This is a genomic window from Natrinema saccharevitans, assembly GCF_001953745.1.
GTDB classification, from domain to species: Archaea; Halobacteriota; Halobacteria; order Halobacteriales; family Natrialbaceae; genus Natrinema; species Natrinema saccharevitans.
Genome location: NZ_LWLN01000001.1, coordinates 3019539 through 3036556, shown reverse-complemented (window position 1 = coordinate 3036556; position 17018 = coordinate 3019539). Strand labels below are relative to the sequence as shown.

The 17018-nt window shown below is 64.5% G+C and carries 19 protein-coding genes and 1 pseudogene; 8 read left to right on the top strand and 12 right to left on the bottom strand.

What is annotated here, in order from left to right; genetic code table 11:
* Window positions 1-89: 89 nt before the first annotated feature.
* The 7 genes from A6E15_RS15410 to A6E15_RS15380 form a co-directional block, all read right to left on the bottom strand.
* Window positions 90-1199, bottom strand: coding sequence for an ABC transporter substrate-binding protein (locus A6E15_RS15410; RefSeq protein WP_076147489.1), 1110 nt, complete (start codon window positions 1197-1199; stop codon window positions 90-92).
* Window positions 1200-1263: 64 nt separating this feature from the next.
* Window positions 1264-2370 carry an ABC transporter substrate-binding protein gene (locus A6E15_RS15405; RefSeq protein ID WP_076147487.1) on the bottom strand — a complete coding sequence of 369 codons (1107 nt, stop codon included), beginning with the start codon at window positions 2368-2370 and terminating at the stop codon, window positions 1264-1266.
* A gap of 47 nt (window positions 2371-2417) precedes the next feature.
* Window positions 2418-3275, bottom strand: coding sequence for an ABC transporter ATP-binding protein (locus tag A6E15_RS15400; protein WP_076147485.1), 858 nt, complete (start codon window positions 3273-3275; stop codon window positions 2418-2420).
* Window positions 3275-4384: a FecCD family ABC transporter permease gene (locus tag A6E15_RS15395; RefSeq protein WP_076147483.1), complete on the bottom strand. Its 1110-nt coding sequence runs from the start codon at window positions 4382-4384 to the stop codon at window positions 3275-3277. Before A6E15_RS15395 ends, A6E15_RS15400 begins: the two co-directional genes overlap by 1 nt.
* Window positions 4385-4502: 118 nt before the next feature.
* The gene (locus A6E15_RS15390; RefSeq protein ID WP_076147482.1) at window positions 4503-4868 is read right to left on the bottom strand and encodes a cupin domain-containing protein; all 366 of its coding nucleotides are present in this window, start codon (window positions 4866-4868) and stop codon (window positions 4503-4505) included.
* A 110-nt stretch (window positions 4869-4978) separates the two neighbouring features.
* Window positions 4979-5173, bottom strand: a complete 195-nt coding sequence (locus A6E15_RS15385; protein WP_005554588.1) for a cold-shock protein — start codon at window positions 5171-5173, stop codon at window positions 4979-4981.
* Window positions 5174-5259: 86 nt separating this feature from the next.
* A complete protein-coding gene (locus A6E15_RS15380) occupies window positions 5260-5478 on the bottom strand; it encodes a hypothetical protein (RefSeq protein WP_076147481.1) in 219 nt (72 codons plus the stop codon).
* A gap of 83 nt (window positions 5479-5561) precedes the next feature.
* Here A6E15_RS15380 and A6E15_RS15375 point away from each other — a divergent pair, with 83 nt between their 5' ends.
* The 3 genes from A6E15_RS15375 (at window position 5562) to A6E15_RS15365 (ending at window position 10260) form a co-directional block, all read left to right on the top strand.
* Window positions 5562-6023: an Lrp/AsnC family transcriptional regulator gene (locus tag A6E15_RS15375; RefSeq protein WP_076147479.1), complete on the top strand. Its 462-nt coding sequence runs from the start codon at window positions 5562-5564 to the stop codon at window positions 6021-6023.
* Window positions 6024-6326: 303 nt separating this feature from the next.
* Window positions 6327-7823, top strand: a complete 1497-nt coding sequence (locus A6E15_RS15370) for a proton-conducting transporter transmembrane domain-containing protein (RefSeq protein ID WP_076147477.1) — start codon at window positions 6327-6329, stop codon at window positions 7821-7823.
* Window positions 7813-10260, top strand: a complete 2448-nt coding sequence (locus A6E15_RS15365; protein ID WP_076147475.1) for a DUF2309 domain-containing protein — start codon at window positions 7813-7815, stop codon at window positions 10258-10260. Before A6E15_RS15370 ends, A6E15_RS15365 begins: the two co-directional genes overlap by 11 nt.
* A gap of 18 nt (window positions 10261-10278) precedes the next feature.
* Here A6E15_RS15365 and A6E15_RS15360 read toward each other — a convergent pair whose 3' ends face one another.
* On the bottom strand, window positions 10279-10998 hold the full coding sequence (locus tag A6E15_RS15360) for a carbonic anhydrase (RefSeq protein WP_076147473.1): 720 nt from the start codon (window positions 10996-10998) through the stop codon (window positions 10279-10281).
* Window positions 10999-11128: 130 nt separating this feature from the next.
* Here A6E15_RS15360 and A6E15_RS15355 point away from each other — a divergent pair, with 130 nt between their 5' ends.
* The 3 genes and pseudogenes from A6E15_RS15355 to A6E15_RS21470 form a co-directional block, all read left to right on the top strand.
* Window positions 11129-12145, top strand: coding sequence for an NADP-dependent oxidoreductase (locus A6E15_RS15355; RefSeq protein WP_076147471.1), 1017 nt, complete (start codon window positions 11129-11131; stop codon window positions 12143-12145).
* A 121-nt stretch (window positions 12146-12266) separates the two neighbouring features.
* Window positions 12267-13073 (top strand): alpha/beta hydrolase, encoded by an 807-nt coding sequence (locus A6E15_RS15350; protein ID WP_076147469.1) that lies wholly within the window; start codon window positions 12267-12269, stop codon window positions 13071-13073.
* Window positions 13074-13148: 75 nt separating this feature from the next.
* Window positions 13149-13344 (top strand): annotated as a pseudogene (locus tag A6E15_RS21470) (RNA-guided endonuclease InsQ/TnpB family protein); the annotation flags it as partial.
* Window positions 13345-13436: 92 nt separating this feature from the next.
* Here the strand turns inward: A6E15_RS21470 and A6E15_RS15340 are convergent.
* From A6E15_RS15340 to A6E15_RS20480, 4 genes are all read right to left on the bottom strand, one after another.
* Window positions 13437-13922 (bottom strand): zinc ribbon domain-containing protein, encoded by a 486-nt coding sequence (locus A6E15_RS15340; RefSeq protein WP_076147467.1) that lies wholly within the window; start codon window positions 13920-13922, stop codon window positions 13437-13439.
* A gap of 59 nt (window positions 13923-13981) precedes the next feature.
* Window positions 13982-14785, bottom strand: coding sequence for an ABC transporter permease (locus A6E15_RS15335; RefSeq protein ID WP_076147466.1), 804 nt, complete (start codon window positions 14783-14785; stop codon window positions 13982-13984).
* A complete protein-coding gene (locus tag A6E15_RS15330; RefSeq protein WP_076147464.1) occupies window positions 14785-15798 on the bottom strand; it encodes an ABC transporter ATP-binding protein in 1014 nt (337 codons plus the stop codon). Before A6E15_RS15330 ends, A6E15_RS15335 begins: the two co-directional genes overlap by 1 nt.
* Window positions 15799-15929: 131 nt before the next feature.
* The gene (locus A6E15_RS20480; protein ID WP_139326613.1) at window positions 15930-16121 is read right to left on the bottom strand and encodes a hypothetical protein; all 192 of its coding nucleotides are present in this window, start codon (window positions 16119-16121) and stop codon (window positions 15930-15932) included.
* A 197-nt stretch (window positions 16122-16318) separates the two neighbouring features.
* Here A6E15_RS20480 and A6E15_RS20475 point away from each other — a divergent pair, with 197 nt between their 5' ends.
* Both A6E15_RS20475 and A6E15_RS20470 read left to right on the top strand, forming a co-directional pair.
* The gene (locus tag A6E15_RS20475; protein ID WP_139326612.1) at window positions 16319-16630 is read left to right on the top strand and encodes a hypothetical protein; all 312 of its coding nucleotides are present in this window, start codon (window positions 16319-16321) and stop codon (window positions 16628-16630) included.
* Complete coding sequence (locus A6E15_RS20470; RefSeq protein ID WP_139326611.1) at window positions 16630-16947, top strand: hypothetical protein; 318 nt, start codon at window positions 16630-16632, stop codon at window positions 16945-16947. Before A6E15_RS20475 ends, A6E15_RS20470 begins: the two co-directional genes overlap by 1 nt.
* The last annotated feature ends 71 nt before the right edge of the window (window positions 16948-17018 follow it).

The following is a 17018-nucleotide window of genomic DNA, read 5'->3' as shown; positions in this document are numbered from 1 at the left end:
GAGTAGGCCGTGACGGTATTTCAGCGGTTCGGACTCGGACGGGTGGTGCCATGCCGAGTTCGAGAGGGCGGCGGGCGGAGTTCGACCGTCTAGAAGTCGCCGTTGACGATGTCGCCGACCCGCTGTCGGTCGAACAGTTCCGTCTCGACGCCGTAGACCTGTTCGGCCGCGCGTTCCGTGACGACGAGGTTCGTGATCGGGCCCTGATAGAGGGGGCCGCCGCGGTAGACGTCGCCGTTCTGGACGGCCGTTAGCTCCCGTGCGGTGTCGTCGTCTTCCATCTGCGAGACGATCGCGTCCTGGAACTCCTCGGCGGTCTTGGCTTCCTGTCCGCGAAACAGGATGATTTCGGGATCGATCTCGAGGAGCGTTTCGTAGTCGACCGCACCGCGCGTACTGTGGAAGTCGCGTACGTCCGTGTTGGCGAACGCGTCCTCGATCCCGAGGTCGCGCCACTGCTTGAAGCTCGTGCCCTCGCCGATCAGATAGGGAGAGAACGACCCCATATCGCTCTCGACGGCCCACATGATCGCGACCTCGGGCCGCTCGTCCTCGGCCGGAACGACTTCTTCGACGTTCGACTGGAACTCGTCGTGGACCTCGACGAAGGCCTCGTAGCGCTCGGTCTCCTGGAACACCTCGGCGAGCTTCTCGAACGCCTCGTACAGGGACAGGTACGGGTAGTCTTCGTGCCACGAGTAGCCGGTCGAGAAGATACTGTTCCCGAAGAACGGCGCGATGTCGTTTTCGATGTCTTCGACGTCGCTCTCGCTGACGTCGTCGCCGAATCGGTTCGTCAGGAAGTTGGGATCGATGACGTGGACGTCCCCGTCCATTTCGTAGAACGTCTCCGGATCGACGCCGTCGTCGGAGATCCGCGTCATCCCGGATTTGTCGACGCTGACGTCGGGGATCTCGTCGTAATACTGCGTGTGGTATCGGGACGGCAGCCAGACGCCGTCCGGCGGATCCTGACCCAGTGCGACCCCCATATCGGCCCAGCTTCCGTTGTTGGCGACCCACGTTTCCGGGACGCCCGGGAACTCGACTTCGCCGACCGGCGGCATCGACACCGTGTATGCGGCCTCTCTATCGGACGATCCGAGGGAACCGAGACAGCCGGCCGTTGCACCGACGCCGGCCATCGCCCCTCCCGTTCGAAGCACGTTGCGTCTCGTCCAAGTCCGGTTCTCACTCATCGGGATTTAGGTCAGCCTAAAAAATGAAAAGTGTTCCGAAGTACACTCCCTCTGGCGATCGATCTCAGTACTCACCGGTAACGATGTCGGCGACGCGTCCGCGATCGAAGAGTTCCTCGTCGTCGAACTCGTTCGGGTATAATCCCTGCGCCGCCCGCTCGAGTTGGAAGAGGTGGATGATCGGACCCTGATAGGTCATGCCGCCGTAGATCACCCGATCGTTCCGTACCGCTCGAAGTTCGCTCGCGACATCGTGTTCGCGCATGAACGAGACGAGTCCCTGTTCGAATTCCGACTCCGTGACCGCGCCCTGCTGTCTGATCGCGATGACGTCAGGGTCGATCTCGAGAAGCGCTTCGTAGTCGATTGTGCCGCCGGTCGCCTGCGCGTCGGCGACGCCGTTCGCGGCGAACGCCCCCTCGACCCGGAGATCGTTCCAGTGTTTAGACTGCGTCCCCTCGTCGATGGTGTACGGATAGAACGCCTCCGGCTCGGCCGACTTCGGAACGAGGACCGCGACCTCGGGTCGCTCGTCGGGGAGCCGCGAGCGGACGTTCGTCAGTACGTCATCGTGGAGGTTCGCGAACGCCTCGTAGCGCTCTCGCTCCTGAAACACCTCGGCGATCTTCTCGAAGGCCTCGTAGAGACTGTAGCGGGTGTAGTCGTGCCAGTCGTAACTGGCCGAGAAAATCGTGTTACCGACGAACGGCCCGATCGTCTCCGCGATCTCGTCGACGTCGTCCCGGCTCCATTCCAGTCGGTTGACCATGAAGTTCGGATCGACGACGTGAACGTCCGACTCGAGTTCGTAAAACACCTCCTTGTCGGTCCCGCCGTCCCAGAGTTCGGTCAGTTCGTCGGCTTCGACCGTGATGCCCGGTAGTTCCTCGTAGTGGTGAGCGCCGTACCGTCTCTGTAGCCCGATTCCGACGAGTCCGTCGCTCTGACCGAGCGCAACGCCCATGTCGGCGTAGTCTCCCGTGTACGCAAGCCACGTCTCCGGGACGGCGTCGAACTCGACGGAACCGACGGGCTCCATCGACACTGCGTATTCGCTTTCGTCGTCGCTCGACACAGAATCGCCGAGACAACCGGCCGTCGTGCCCAGTCCCGCGATCGCCGCGCCGGTCTTCGCCACGGTCCGTCTCGTCCGCTGCACGTCGCTCGTCATCGTTTTAGGCTGGCCTAAAAGCACAAAGTCCTTCCGATCGATCGTTCCTACCGGTCGGAAAGCGCCCGTTTCGGCAATACCTGTAACTCGGGTTCGTACTTCACGGTCGCTTCCACACCGAAGACATCCGCGAGGAGTTGCTCGGTGACGACTTCCTCGGGCGGCCCCCAGTCGTACAGTCTTCCGTCGTGCATGGCGACCAGATAGTCCGCGAAGCGGGCCGCCTGTGCGATGTCGTGAAGGATGACCGAAACGGTGACGCCCTTCTCCTCGTTCAACTGGCGGATCGTCTCGAGGACGCGGAACTGGTGGTGTACGTCGAGAAACGTCGTCGGCTCGTCGAGCAGGAGGGCGTCGGTGTCCTGTGCGAGGACCATGGCGATCCAGGCTAACTGTTTCTGCCCGCCGCTCAGCTGGCCGAGTTCGGCGTCGCGGATCCCTTCGATTCCGGCTAGCTCGATCGCCCGTTCGACCGCTCGATGATCCGCCTCGTCGGGACCGTCGAAGAACCCGCGGTGTGGGTAGCGGCCGTGATAGACGAGGTCTTCGACGGTGATCGAACCCAGCGAATCGTTTTCCTGCGAGAGAACTCCCAGTTCGCGGGCCAGTTCCTTCTGACTGAACGAGTCGAGATCCTCGCCGTGTATCCGGACCGTTCCGGTGTCCGGCTCGAGGTGGTTCGAGAGCGCCTTGAGGAGCGTACTCTTCCCGCTACCGTTCGGTCCGACGAGTGCCGTGACCGCTTCCTCGGGGATGTCGAGGCGGGCACACTCCACGACGGTTCCGTCGCTCGACGGATAGCTGAGTTCCAGCTCGTCGCCGACCAGTGCGCTCTCGATTTCGACGCCGTCGTCGTCGGTGATTCGCGTCCGTTCTCGGTCCGTGTCAGGCTGTGTGCGTGCCATTATAGCTCACCCATCGACTGCTGTTTCCGCATCAGGTAGAGGAAGTACGGGCCGCCGATCAGGCCCGTCACGACGCCGACGGGCATCTGCGTCCCGCCCAGCGCGAGCCGGGCACCGACGTCGGCGGTAACCATCAGTGCGGGGCCGGCGAAGGCACAGCCGACCATCAGTCGCCGGTAGTCGCCGCCGACCGTGTTCCTGACGATGTGGGGGACGACGAGCCCGAAGAAACTGACGACGCCGGCGACGGCGATGGCGACGCTGGCGGCCAGAATCGCGACGCCAGAGAAGAAAAAGCGGACCCGCTCGACGCGCATTCCGAGCGATCGAGCGGTGCTCTCGCCGAGCATCAGGACGTTCAACTGGCGCGCGCCGGCGATCGCGATTCCGATCGAAATAACTGCCGGCAGGACCGCGATTCGGACCTCTTCCCATCCGGTGCCCGTCAGCGAGCCCGTGATCCAGGCGATCGCCGTCTGGACGACGCCCAGATCGTCCGCGAAGAAAAACAGTCCCTGCTGGAGCGACTGGAAGACCATGTTGACGATCACGCCCGCGAGTACGAGCCGAACGGGGCTCGTTCCCCCCTTCCAGGCGATCGCGTAGACGATCCCGAACGCGACGGTCCCTCCCAGTGCGGCGATCAGCGGGAGGAAGGGCGCGAGACCGCTGAACACGACGAGCGTCGCCAGCACCGCGAACCCGGCGCCGGAACTGACCCCCAGCACGAACGGACTCGCCAGTTCGTTTCGCGTCACGGCCTGAAAGATCGCGCCCGAGACCGCGAGCGTCGCACCGGTGATGATCGCGACGAACACCCGCGGTAGCCGGAGGTTCCAGACGACGATACTGTCGGTACTCATGTCCGGCCGCTCGGTGTCGAACAGGAACGAGGCCCAGGCGTTGAGATCGAAGATCACCGCGGGATTGAACACCGCCTTCCAGGCCTCGAGGAACGTCATCGAGTACTCTCCGAAACTCACTTGAATCAGGCCCGCAACGACCGTGACGACCGTACTCGCCAGACAAAAGAGGACGAGTGTCCCCGTTACCCAGCCGTCTCGCTGCCCGGTCGTCGCGTGCCCGCCGACCGACTCCGCTTCTGCCATCTTGATTTAGGTGTACCTAAAACACTCATAGTAGTTGCGGTCCAGCGACGCCGTGCTAGTTGTTCGCGAGGAACGATCGAGGCGGCGGGATCTGGCCGGCGCTCCCCGTTGAGCGTCCTCACTCGAGCAACTCGATCTCGTCGTCGCCGTTCGGCACCGCACAGATGAACGCGCCCGGGACGTCGCTCTCGTTGCGGTACCAGTGGACCGTTCCCGCCGGGATGAGCAGCGAGTCGCCGGCTTCGACTTCGTACTCCTCGTCCTCGAGCCCCACGGTGTACTCGCCCGCGAGGACGTACTGTTCGTGTTCGACGTCGTTGGTGTGTTTCGGCACCTCGGCACCGGGCTCGAGGACGAACCGCCGGATCGCAAACGTCGGCGCGCCGTGATCGTCGTTGAGCAGGACGGCTTTCTCGAGGCCGTCGGCCGCCTCGACGGTCTCGTACTCGAGGTCTTCGCCGCGGCGAAGCAGTGGCTCTGTCATACCGGACTGCAAGCGCCGCCGCTACTAAAGGTCGGTGTCGCTATCGCGAGCGCCGCAGCTCAGGGGTGTAAAATACTGCAGTCAAGTGCCGATACCGTTACGAATCCGCCTTACAGGCGCTCGACGTTCGTCGCGCGCGGGCCCTTGGGGGCCTGCTCGATGTCGAACTCGAGTTCCTGTCCTTCTTCCAGGTCCGGGCCGCCGATGTCTTCCATGTGGAAGAACACGTCGTCGTCCGCGTCCTCAGTCTCGATGAATCCGTAGCCGCCAGTGTCGTTGAAGAAATCAACGGTTCCTTTCGCCATTGCTTCTAAAGAGAACGGCCGTGGTGTCTTAAACCCTGTGATCCGAAATCGCCGCGGGAGCTACCGAATCCGACGCGCTCGAGGACTCAGATGCTGTCGCCGTCCTCGAGTCGTTGGACCGAGACGGCGATGAAGTACACGAGCATGAACACGAAAAAGCCACCCGAGAGCCCGACCAGTTCCACCGTTCCCACGCCGTCGGGGCTGACGAGGGCGAAGGCGGCCATCCCGACGACGAACACGGCGATGATGAACCCGCCGACGGCGTAGTAGAAGCCGAGGTCCGACTCGAGTCGTTCGCGCATGGCCGTCCCTTTCGGCTCCCAGTATAAGTATTCGAAGCCTCGGGAGCCGAAGTATCTTATACCCGTCGCGGCAACGAACCCGTATGGCGGAGTACGAGCTGGACGCGGTCGACCGGGAGATCCTCTACGCGTTACAGGAGGAGGCGCGGAACCTCTCCTCCAGCGAGATCGCCGACCGGACCGACGCCTCCTCGAGTACGGTCCGCAAGCGCATTCAGCGACTGGAGTCGGAGGGCGTCATCAAGGGCTACAGCGCCAACATCGACTACACGAAGTCCGGCTACCCGATCCGGATGCTGCTGTTCTGTACGGCATCGATCCCCGATCGGGGGGCGTACATCGACGACCTGCTCGAGATTTCCGGCGTCGTCTCGGTGCAGGAACTGATCACGGGCGAACAGAACCTCCTCGTGACCGTGGTCGTCGAGAACGACCGGGACGTCACGCCGATCGCACAGCAGATCGCGGACATGGGACTGACGATCACCGACGAAGTCCTCGTCCGTAGCCACCGATCGACGTCCTTCGACGAGTTCTCTTCCTAACGCGACCGTCGGGGACGCCGTCCCTGACGACCGCCCCGGTGGGTCCGGGCTCGCGGTCCTCGCACCGACAGCCGGGGCGACTCCGTCGTGCGGTTCACCCGAAAGCCGCCGGCTCGGCGCTCGAGCGGTCGGTTACGAACGATCGTGACGGTCCGTGTCGCCGAGTGGCGAACGATTTGTTCGAACCGAAGGCTATAATAACCGCTCTGTTCACATTTGGAGTAGAGACGACCGGTTGCGCAAGTGTTGCCGCGAACGACACGTCGCGACGGGATCCGATCCCGTGCTGGTCGACTACGATACATGACCGAGGACACAGCAACGATCGACGACGACGTCGCACAGCGCCCCGAACCGACGCCGCCGCGTTCGGCCGTGCCGCGAGCGTCGACCTGGACGGTCTGGACGCTCTTTCTAGCCAGTCTCGGCGTTCTCGCGCTGACGGCTCGAGGGGGTGCCGGCTGGGAGTTCTCGACGCTCCTGCGGATCGACGGACTGGCCGCGGTCATGTGGGTCGTGGTCACGTTCTTCAGCGGGATCGTCCACAGCTACTCGCGGCGCTACATGGCCGGTGACAGCGGCCTCGAGCGGTTCTTCGCTCGCGTGTTCGGCTTCACCCTCGCGGTCATGACGATGACCGCGGCCAACCACGTCGCGTTGTTCGTTGCCGCGTGGCTGGCGATGGGCCTGCTGCTGGCCGGTCTCATCGGCCACGTTCGCGACTGGCCACAGGCCCGGGCCGCCGGCCGGGTCGCTCGCCGCTACTTCCTCGCCAGCAGCGCCCTGCTCGCCGGCTCGGTGGCGCTGCTCGCCTGGGCGACCGACGCGACGACGCTTACCGGCATCCTCACTGGGCTCGAGGGGGTCTCGCAGACGGTCACGCTCGTCGCCGCCGCGGGGGTCGTCCTCGCGGCGATGGTTCAGTCGGCGCTCGTGCCGTTTCACGGCTGGCTGCTGTCGTCGATGACCGCGCCGACGCCGGCGTCGGCCCTGATGCACGCCGGGTTCGTCAACGCGGGCGGAGTCCTGTTGACCAGGTTCGCGCCGCTGGTCGGCGACGAACTCGTGATCATGTCGGCGATCGTCCTCGTCGGCGCGGTCAGCGCCCTGCTCGGGCAGGCGATGATCCTCGTCCAGACGGACGTCAAGCGCAAACTCGGCAGTTCGACGATCGCCCAGATGGGCTTTATGATACTCCAGTGCGGGCTCGGCTTCTTCGCCGCGGCCATCGCCCATCTCATCCTGCACGGCTTCTACAAGGCGTATCTCTTCCTCTCGTCGGGTTCGGGCGTCGAACGCGCGGCTCCCAAAGACGCCGGCCACACCGAACTCGGCTTTTCCGGGGTCGCCGTCAGCCTCGTGACGGCCGTCGGCGGCGGCGCACTCTTCGGCGTCCTCACCGGGAAGGCGACGAGCCTGACGCTGAACAGCGGGACGATCCTGACGCTGGTCGTGGTCCTGACGACGCTGACCGCCGCCCGTGACATCCTCCGGCGCTCGACCCTGCCGACGACGGTCAGGTTCGTCAGCGTCCCGCTGGTCGTTCTGACCGCCATCGGCGGCTACGCCGTCATGTTCAACGCAGTCTCCTCGATGCTGTCCGGCGTCCCGATGACTTACGTCTCGACCGAGCTGACCGGCGTCCACTACCTCGTCGTCGCCCTCTTCGTCGGGGCGTACCTCGTCGCGGAACTGGGCTGGTATCGCTCGAGCGAACGCCTCTACGTCGCCCTGCTGAACGTCTCCCAACCCGATCCGTCGACCGTCCTCACCAGCACGGAGGAATACAATGACGCGTAACACCGACGACGCCCGTCGCATCGAAGCGAGCATCGACCGCGCGGCCGAGCGCATCGGCTCGGTCTGGCCGCTGCACTCGTTCGTCACGGCCAACCCCCTCTCGGGGTTCGAGGACGAGCCGTTCCACCGCGCCGTCGCGGAGGCCGAGGAACTGTTCGGCGGCCGGGGCTACCCCCGCCCGTCGGTCTTCCGCCGCGCCTGGGAGTCTGGCCGGATCGACGCCGACACGCTTCGGGCGGAACTGGCGGCCCACGGGATCGACCGCGACCCCGAAACGCTGCTCGAGGAGATGGCCGAGACCGAAGCGGCCCGGGACGCCGCCGAGCCCGACGACGCGACCGAGGCCGTCGACCGGGTCCTCTCGAAGTGGCTCGCGGCCTTCCTCGACGAGGGCCGGGCCAAGTGGCCGATGCCCAACCGCGAGGACGGGTTCTACCGAGCGTGGCGCGCGGTGGCCCCCCACGACGGCGCCGTGCCCGGCCCCGCCGACGCCGACGACCTCCCCGAGACGGCGATCGACGCGCTCGAGTCGGTCCTCGGCGACTACCCCGAGGGACGCTGGGTCGACATCCTCGAGGCCCACCTCGCGGCGCTGCCGGGCTGGAGCGGGTTCGTCGTCCAGCGGACCGACGACGACGTCGACCCGTGGCAGGCGCAGTACCCGATCACGCTGGCCCAGTACCTCGCGGTGCGGCTGACGATCGCGGACCTGCTCGACGCGCCGATCGATCTCGACGCCGACGACGGGACCGACGGCGACGACGCCGACGCGGTCCCGCTGCCCGAGATCTGGCTGACCGCCTGGGAGAAGAGCTACCGCGAGCGACTCCTCGACGGGATCGACGACGCCGTGACCGATCCCGCAACCGCCGGAGACGGCGGCCGTCCGGCCGCCCAGCTCGTGTTCTGTATCGACACCCGTTCGGAGGTGATCCGCCGTCACATCGAGGCGCAGGGCCCCTACGAAACCCACGGCTACGCGGGCTTTTTCGGCGTGCCGATGCGCCACCGCGGCTACGAGGCCGCGGCCGACACCGACGCCTGCCCGCCGATCGTCGAGCCCGAACACCGGATCGTCGACCGGCCCGCCGACGCCGAGTCGGCCACCGCCCGCGACCGCTGGACCGGTCTCGCGACGGCCGCGCGCAAACACTTCAAGACGCTCAAGTCCAACCTCGTCGCCGCCTTTACGTTCGTCGAGGGGGCCGGCAGCGCCTACGGGTCGGCGATGGCCGCGCGGACGCTGTCGCCGTCGACGATCGCCACGCTCGAGTCCGCCATCGCGGAGCGCGTCCCGAGCCGCCACGAGGCCGCCGCGCCAGCCGTCGACTACGACGCGTACGACGATCACGACCACGCCGACCACGCCCTCCCGCAGGGGCTGAGCCACGAGGCGAAAGTCGAGTACGCTCGGAACGCCTTCGAACTCATGGGCTGGACCGAGTTCGCCCGGCTGGTCGTCTTCGCGGGCCACGCCAGCGAGACGACGAACAACCCCTTCGGCTCGAGCCTCGACTGCGGGGCCTGTGCCGGCAACCCCGGCGGCCCCAACGCCCGCGTCCTCGCGGCGATCTGTAACGACCCGGACGTCAAGGCGACGCTCCGCGAGCGCGGGATCGATATCCCCGAGGACACCGTCTTCCTCGCGGGCGAACACAACACGACGACCGACGAGATCACCCTCTTCGACGACGAGGTGCCCGAGAGCCACCGCGCCGACCTCGAATCCCTCCGCGAGGACCTCGCCGGCGCTCGCGCCGGGGCCGCCGCCGAGCGACCCGCGTCGGCCGACGACGAGGCGGCCGTCGACGAGGTCGAGCGCAAGGCCACCGACTGGGCCGAGACCCGCCCCGAGTGGGGGCTGGCCGGCAACGCGTCCTTCGTCATCGGGCCGCGCGAACTGACCGCCGACCGGGACCTCGACGGTCGCGCGTTCCTCCACTCCTACGACTGGTCCGTCGATCCGGACGGCGACGCCCTCGAGGAGATCGTGACGGGCCCGCTCGTGGTCACCCAGTGGATCAACAACCAGTACTACTTCGCGACGGTCGACAACGCCGTCTACGGCAGTGGCTCGAAGGTCACCCAGAACCCGGTGGGCAACGTCGGCGTCGTCCAGGGCAACGGCGGCGACCTGCTGACCGGCCTGCCGCTGCAGTCGCTCAAACTCGACGACGAGCGCCCGTTCCACCAGCCGCTGCGCCTGACCGCGGTGATCCACGCGCCCCGCGAGCGCGTGACCGAGATCCTCCGTGAACACGAGGAGGTTCGGGAACTGCTCGACAACGGGTGGATCGGCGATCTGACCGTCGTCGATCCCGAACGGGACAACGAGCCGTTCCACTACGCGGGCGACCTCGAGTGGACGAGCCACCGCGAGGAAGCGACGCCGGAGGCGGCGACGCCGACGGTCGCGGAGTCGACGGCCGACGACTGACGCTGCTCGCGGTCGCGGTCACTCCACCGATTCGTCGCCGTACAGTAGACTGTTCACCGCCGACTCGTCGCCCGCCGGCACTCGATCGGCGAGGACGTCGGGATCGGTTTCGTCGTCGACGCTGACGAGATACGCGCGCCCCGGGTCGTCACCGTAGACGCCCTGGAAGTCGTAGACGAAGCCGTAGACGTCGACTCGATCCGGAACGTCGTCGGCGGCACACAGCGAGCGGGCCTGGTAGCCGACGTTGTACTCGACGAGTTGGTTGATTACGGCGTCGTCGTCCGTCTCGCGGTCGATCCGACCGCTCTCGAGGGCCTCCTCGACGACGGGAACGAGCATGTCGACCCACTTGTCGACGCCGCGCGGGCCGGGCGGATCCCCGCCGGCCGCGACGCGGTAGGCGGCGGTGACCGCGCCACAGCCGGTGTGGCCCACGACGGCCACGGCGTCGGTGCCGGTGTGGTGGATCGGATAGAGGACGCCGCCGTCGACGATCCGCTCGCCGTCGTCGTCGTCCCAGACCTGATTCCCGATATTACTGGGCGTAAAGATCGTGCCCGGCCGATCGACGCCCCACATCCCCTCGTGAGAGACCCGCGAGTCGGAACAACAGACCGCGACGACGGTCGGGTGCTGGCCGGTCTGGACGTCCGCGAAGTACTCCTCGGGCAGCGACTCGACGTGGCGGCGGTTGCCGGCGAGTAACCGCTCGAGGGTGTCGCGATCGGATCCCATACTCGACCTACACGAACGGTGATGAAAAAGGTTCGAGCCCAGCGTCTCGCCGTGGGAAGACGACGTTCGCGCCGTCGCCGCGAGGTTCCGCGAGCCAAATCTTCACCTATGACCGTCTCCATGGGAAGGTATGGCAGAAACCAGACAGTGGCAACTTGCCAGCCGACCCGTCGGCGAACCGACTCACGACAACTTCGAACTCGTCACCGTCGACCGGCCCGAACCGGACAACGGCGAGGTACTGATCGAGACGCTCTATCAGTCGGTCGACCCGTACATGCGAGGTCGCATGCGCGACGCGGAATCGTACGCCGAACCGTGGGACGTCGGCGACCCGATGAAAGCCAGCGTCGTCGGCGAAGTCATCGAATCCAACTGCGGCCGGTTCGCCGAGGGCGATATCGTCACTGGCGACCTCCTCTGGGCGGAACACGTCGTCGCGGACGCGAACGAACTCCAGCGCGTCAACCCCGACCACGGACCGATCTCGACCGCGCTGGGCGTCCTCGGAATGCCCGGCGTCACGGCCTACTGGGGGCTGAACGACGTCGGTGATCCGAAACCCGGCGACACGGTGGTCGTCTCCGCCGCGGCGGGTGCTGTCGGTTCCGTCGTCGGCCAGCTGGCCCGCCTCTCGGGCGCGCGAGTGGTCGGCACCGCCGGGAGCGAGGCGAAGATCGACTGGCTCACCGACGACCTCGGCTTCGACGCCGCGATCAACTACAAGGAGACCGACGACCTCTCGACCGCGATCGACGAGACCTGTCCCGACGGCGTCGACGTCTACTTCGACAACGTCGGCGGTCCGATCACCGACGCCGTCTGGCCCCGGCTGAACGTCGACGCCCGCGTCGCGGTCTGTGGCCAGATCGCCCTCTACAACGAGACCGAGGTGCCGACCGGCCCGCGGAAACTCGCCAAACTCATCGAGTCCCGCGCGACGGTCGAAGGGCTCCTCGTCAGCGACTACCAGCCCCGGTGGGGCGAGGCCCTCCAGCGGCTCTCGACGTTCGTTCGGAACGGCGACGTGCAGTACCGCGAGAACGTCGTCGAAGGCTTCGAGAACGCACCCGACGCCTTCCTCGGGCTGTTCGAGGGCGACAACATCGGGAAGCAGTTGGTGCAGGTCGCCGAGTACGACGAGTAACCGACGCGGCCCGCGGTCGGCGATCGCCGCGCGAGCAGCCGCGTCGCAGCCGAGCGTCGGCCGTCGACCGCCGACTCCGATGATCGAAACGGTGATACGTCTCTGCTAGTGTCAGTTCCGTATGGTCGCTTCCGAGTCGGAGTCGATCTCGCTCCCCGACGGTCGGACGCTGGCGTTTGCGACCTACGGCGATCCGGACGGTACGCCGCTGCTCTTTCATCACGGTACTCCCGGATCGTCCCACCTCGGAGCGTTGCTCTCCGAGCCCGCTCTCGCCAGGGGCGTTCGCGTGATCGCGCCGAGCCGTCCCGGCTACGGTCGTTCCGATCCGGATCCGGACGGAACGTTCGAAACGTGGGCCGACGACTGTCGGGCGCTCGCCGATACGCTCGGCCTCGAGTCGTTCGCCGTCGCCGGGTTCTCCGGCGGCGGTCCCCACGCGCTGGCCGTCGCCGCGCGCCACGCCGACCGAGTCTCGGCCGTCGGCGTGGTCGGCGCTCCGGTTCCGGCACACGACGGCGGGCCGTTTGGCTCGCTCGTTCGGTTCCCGCACCTTCTGGGCATCGCGTTTCGATTCGGCGCGGCCGTCGCACGGCTCCGGGGGGATCGGTTCGTCGTCGACCAGTTGACCGATCGATCCGTCGACGACGAGACTGCTCGAGTCGTCGGTCGCGACTTCCGCGTCGGACTGTCGGCCGGACCGTCTGGCGCGGTCCGCGAGAGTCGCACGCTCGCGGCCCACTGGTCGCCGTCGCTGCCCGACGGCGGTGTGACGGTTTGGCACGGGGTCGACGACCAAAACGCGCCGATCGGTCCAGTCCGAACCGCCTACGAGGGCCGATCGGCCGTCACCCTCCGCGAGGTCGACGACGACCACCTGGGAACGCTGTGTTCGGTCCGCGACGACGTCGTCGGGCTGGCCGACTGATCGAATCGAGCGACAATCCGCAGCCACTCCCAAGTGGAGCGGATGCTCGACCTGCACGGGTGAAGTGCAGCGAAACTGTGGAACGTCGCAAACTACCACTCCCGCGAAGTGTGGGAAGACACGGGCGATATTCCCGACGAATCGGATTTGAAACGCGAGTTGAAGACAACACTCCAAATACAACGGACTCCATTCTCAGTCCAGTCAGCGCGTTCTGGAGGAACTCGCTGAAGCCTTCAACTCGTGGTACGGCAAACGCAAGAACGACTCTCACCGAGGGAACAAGTGGTGGACTGCAAACCGTAATATCCCAACGCACGGGAATCCTCGCGCTTCAGCGCGGGGAGGATGTCAACCGGGGACTCAGACGATAGCAGGGGTCGCGGGATACGACCACGCCTCGCCGTCGGCGGCCTTGACCGCGGCGATGGCGCAGAACGCCAGATCGACGACCGGCAAGAGCAGTAGCGGGACGATGCCGATGATCGCCAGGACGAAGACGGCCGAGACGAGCATGTAGAACGTGAACGCGATCTGCCAGTTCAGCGCGTTCCGCGCGTTCTCCTCGACGAACGGGTCGTCGGTCGCGACGAGGACGATCAGCGGCCCGATGGCCCACGTGAATATCGCGAGGACGTGCGTGAGCGCCGCCATCGTCGTGTCCCCGTCGGTCCGGCGGTTCGAGCCGTATTCCGTCCGCGAGTCGCTCCGCGAACCGCCTGCGTCCCAGTTGCTCTCCGCGCTCGAGACGCCCCACGAATCGTCGTCTACCGCGTCACCGCACTCGCTGCAGTAGTTCGCGTTCGGCGAGAGCGAGGCACCACAGTTCGGACAGGTGTCGGGAACCATGGTCCGACATCGAGTCGACGGACAAATAACTGTGTCCCGACCGCTCCGCTCGATCGCGGTCAGTCGGTCAGCCCGTAGCCGATCTTGAAGAGGTAGACGTCGATCGCCAGCACCGCCGCGGTGGCGGTCGTCAGGACCCCCAGCGCGAACAGCGGCGCGAAGTCGGCGTAGGGCGCGGGCAGGACGCCGACGCCGATCAGGTCCGAGTGGCCCAGCAGGCCGTACCGGACGCTGTCGACCATGTAGACCATCGGGTTCAGCAGCGAGAGGGTCACCTGCCAGCCCTGCTCGAACGTCTCGAGCGAGTAGAAGACCGCGCCGAAGAAGACCAGCGGTCGGAGGATGAACTGGTTCATGACCGTCAGGTCGTCGAAGTCCCGCGCGACGAGCCCGCCGACGATACCGAGCCCGGCAAACAGCGACGTGATGACGGCCATCGTCGCGATCAGGAACAGGCCGTGTTCGATCCCGATCGGGACGAACAGCCGGCCGACGACGGCGATGATGATCCCGACGACCAGCCCGCGGACCGCGCTGGCACCGACGTAAGCGACGACCATCTCGGCGTAGGAAAGCGGCGACGTCAGCGTCTCGTGGATGTACTCGTTCCACCGGCCGTGGAAGATCGAGAACGAGGCGTTCTCGAAGGCGTTCGAGATCGCCCCGAGGACGATCAGCCCGGGGACGATGAAGAGAATGTAGGGGTAGCCCGCGATCTCGTCGATCCGGCCGCCCAAGATGACGCCGAAGACGGCGAAGTAGAGAACGTTCGTGATCGCCGGCGGCATGAACGTGTTCTTCGGCCGGCGGACGAACCGCAACACCTCGCGCCGGAAGAGCGCCCGAAAGCCGACCGACAGCATCAGGCGACCCCCTCCTGTTTGCGTTTCCGCTCGCGTTTCGCCGACGACTCGTCGTCGCTCCCGTCCGCGCTCTCGGCCGACGACCGCGTGACGGTCCGGTCCTCGCTGCGGGTCAGATCGACGAAGATCTCCTCGAGCGAGGTCCGGGTGATCTCGAGGTCGGCGATCTCGAAGCCCCGCGCCTCGAGGTCGTTGAGCAGTCGCGGCGCGGTCGCCCCGCCGTCGTCGGCCCGGACTTCGAGCCGGTCGCCCGACACTGTCGTTTCGTGTGCGTAGGCCCCGAGGTCGGGAACGCTCGAGGGCTCGGACTCGAGGCGTACGGCGATGGTGTCGGTGCCCCGTTCTTTCAGTTCGTCCGGCGTCGCGACGGTCACCTTCCGGCCCTCGTTCATGATCGCGACCCGATCACAGAGGCGCTCGGCCTCCTCGATGTAGTGGGTCGTCAGCAGGATCGACGTCCCCTCCTCGTTGAGTTCGGTGACGAGTTCCCAGAGGTCGTGGCGGAGCTGGACGTCGACGCCGGCGGTCGGCTCGTCCAGAATGAGGAGGTCGGGATCCGTGACGAGGGCGCGGGCGAGCAGGAGCCGGCGTTTCATCCCGCCGGAGAGCCAGTCGAAGCGTTCGTTTCGCTTGTCGTAGATCCCGACGCGTTTGAGAACCTCGTCGGCGCGGTCGGCGGCCTCGTCCTCGGGAATTCCGTGGTAGCCGGCCTTGTGCATCAGCACCTCCTTGATGGGGAAGAAGCGATCGACGTTGAACTCCTGTGGCGCGAGCCCGATCGCGTCGCGGGCCTGTCGGTAGTCGTCCTCGACGTCGTGACCGAAGACCCGGGCGTCGCCGCCGGTCTTGCGGACCAGTCCGACCAGCGTGTTGATAAACGTCGTCTTCCCCGCCCCGTTGGGGCCGAGCAAGCCGAAGAACTCGCCTTCCTCGACGGTCAGCGACAGCTCCTGCAGAGCGCGGAGATCGCCATATTCCTTCACGAGATCGACGGTTTCGATGGCCGGTGGCATCGGTACAGCGTCGGCCCCGCCGACGGTTAAACTGTTTGTTAGCAGTACCTCCTGCTACGCTATAGTCGAAACTAATGCTATGTGTTCCTGAGTAGGAAATAATTTAGACCCCACTCACGCTGGGAAACAAATCAAAAATCTGGGTCTTTCTCTCTAGTATATATTGTGTGGATTCCAGAAATGAAGAGTACAAGTCCGAAAGCTATGAAAAACCACCCTTCGCGAGGGAGTTGTGGGATTCCTAAGACCCCATTGGATAATAGGACTATCCCTATTATCAGCAACAAACCTGACTTCACGTTCCGGATTTTTCTCTCTACCATACTATTCTATTATCTCTCTTTCAGTAAATATTTTATGGGGAATAAAATACTAGAATCATAGCACAACTCCATGGGAGTTATATACAATAGTATTATAGAAAATATTATAAAAATTTTAGTTAGAAATATTTAATACGGGTGCCAACATACTTCCAATTGGTATATCCGATACAATAAATAGGAGAAGAGCGTTAGAAATGGCCGGTGTTTCTATCGGCGCTTTGGCAAGCAGTAGTGGTACTGTTTTGGCAGACAGTTCTGACGACCAAGATCGTGCTATCAAAGTGAAAGACGGACGGTTTGTACTTGACCGTGAGAATGTAGGAAGACACCAGTATGAAATCCTCAAGCCTGCTATCGAAGATTTCAACAGGGCAATTGAAGATGGTCATATCAAATTAGAGATCTCTAAAGACCATACCTCAGAAATAGAACCACTAAATAAAGAGCCCCAAGTTACTGTTCAACTCCAAAGCAGTGTTGACGAAATGGTGGAGGGTGATGAGTAATGGGTTGTAATGAGGACAAGGGTGAGATCAATAATGGTTTCCTAATAAATAGGAATATGACTCTCTATCTTAGCGACGGAACAGTTAGTGATCTTGATGGATTAATCACATCAGGTGGTGGAGCCGCAGCGGTATATGGGGTGCTAGTTGAAAAGGGAATCCTCGCAGGATCGCTTGCTGGTCCTGTTGCTACAGTTATTGGCGGAATCATCCTTACGTATTGGGGTATGATCAAGGTTCAGAATGACGGCTGCGGCGTCATACTCAAATCAAGAATTCCACTAGGGAACACTGCACCCACGGTTCATTCCCAGTAGACTCCTGACAAACAATTTTTGAGAGTAAGATACAGGGGGTTGGAAGTGGTTCTGTCCGGGACCTGACTATA

Bases quoted from the DNA above. Each gene is read 5' to 3' on its own strand.
- A6E15_RS15410 (WP_076147489.1), bottom strand. From the start codon at position 1,199: ATGAGTGAGAACCGGACTTGGACGAGACGCAACGTGCTTCGAACGGGA.
- A6E15_RS15405 (WP_076147487.1), bottom strand. From the start codon at position 2,370: ATGACGAGCGACGTGCAGCGGACGAGACGGACCGTGGCGAAGACCGGC.
- A6E15_RS15400 (WP_076147485.1), bottom strand. From the start codon at position 3,275: ATGGCACGCACACAGCCTGACACGGACCGAGAACGGACGCGAATCACC.
- A6E15_RS15395 (WP_076147483.1), bottom strand. From the start codon at position 4,384: ATGGCAGAAGCGGAGTCGGTCGGCGGGCACGCGACGACCGGGCAGCGA.
- A6E15_RS15390 (WP_076147482.1), bottom strand. From the start codon at position 4,868: ATGACAGAGCCACTGCTTCGCCGCGGCGAAGACCTCGAGTACGAGACC.
- A6E15_RS15385 (WP_005554588.1), bottom strand. From the start codon at position 5,173: ATGGCGAAAGGAACCGTTGATTTCTTCAACGACACTGGCGGCTACGGA.
- A6E15_RS15380 (WP_076147481.1), bottom strand. From the start codon at position 5,478: ATGCGCGAACGACTCGAGTCGGACCTCGGCTTCTACTACGCCGTCGGC.
- A6E15_RS15375 (WP_076147479.1), top strand. From the start codon at position 5,562: ATGGCGGAGTACGAGCTGGACGCGGTCGACCGGGAGATCCTCTACGCG.
- A6E15_RS15370 (WP_076147477.1), top strand. From the start codon at position 6,327: ATGACCGAGGACACAGCAACGATCGACGACGACGTCGCACAGCGCCCC.
- A6E15_RS15365 (WP_076147475.1), top strand. From the start codon at position 7,813: ATGACGCGTAACACCGACGACGCCCGTCGCATCGAAGCGAGCATCGAC.
- A6E15_RS15360 (WP_076147473.1), bottom strand. From the start codon at position 10,998: ATGGGATCCGATCGCGACACCCTCGAGCGGTTACTCGCCGGCAACCGC.
- A6E15_RS15355 (WP_076147471.1), top strand. From the start codon at position 11,129: ATGGCAGAAACCAGACAGTGGCAACTTGCCAGCCGACCCGTCGGCGAA.
- A6E15_RS15350 (WP_076147469.1), top strand. From the start codon at position 12,267: ATGGTCGCTTCCGAGTCGGAGTCGATCTCGCTCCCCGACGGTCGGACG.
- A6E15_RS15340 (WP_076147467.1), bottom strand. From the start codon at position 13,922: ATGGTTCCCGACACCTGTCCGAACTGTGGTGCCTCGCTCTCGCCGAAC.
- A6E15_RS15335 (WP_076147466.1), bottom strand. From the start codon at position 14,785: ATGCTGTCGGTCGGCTTTCGGGCGCTCTTCCGGCGCGAGGTGTTGCGG.
- A6E15_RS15330 (WP_076147464.1), bottom strand. From the start codon at position 15,798: ATGCCACCGGCCATCGAAACCGTCGATCTCGTGAAGGAATATGGCGAT.
- A6E15_RS20480 (WP_139326613.1), bottom strand. From the start codon at position 16,121: ATGGTAGAGAGAAAAATCCGGAACGTGAAGTCAGGTTTGTTGCTGATA.
- A6E15_RS20475 (WP_139326612.1), top strand. From the start codon at position 16,319: ATGGCCGGTGTTTCTATCGGCGCTTTGGCAAGCAGTAGTGGTACTGTT.
- A6E15_RS20470 (WP_139326611.1), top strand. From the start codon at position 16,630: ATGGGTTGTAATGAGGACAAGGGTGAGATCAATAATGGTTTCCTAATA.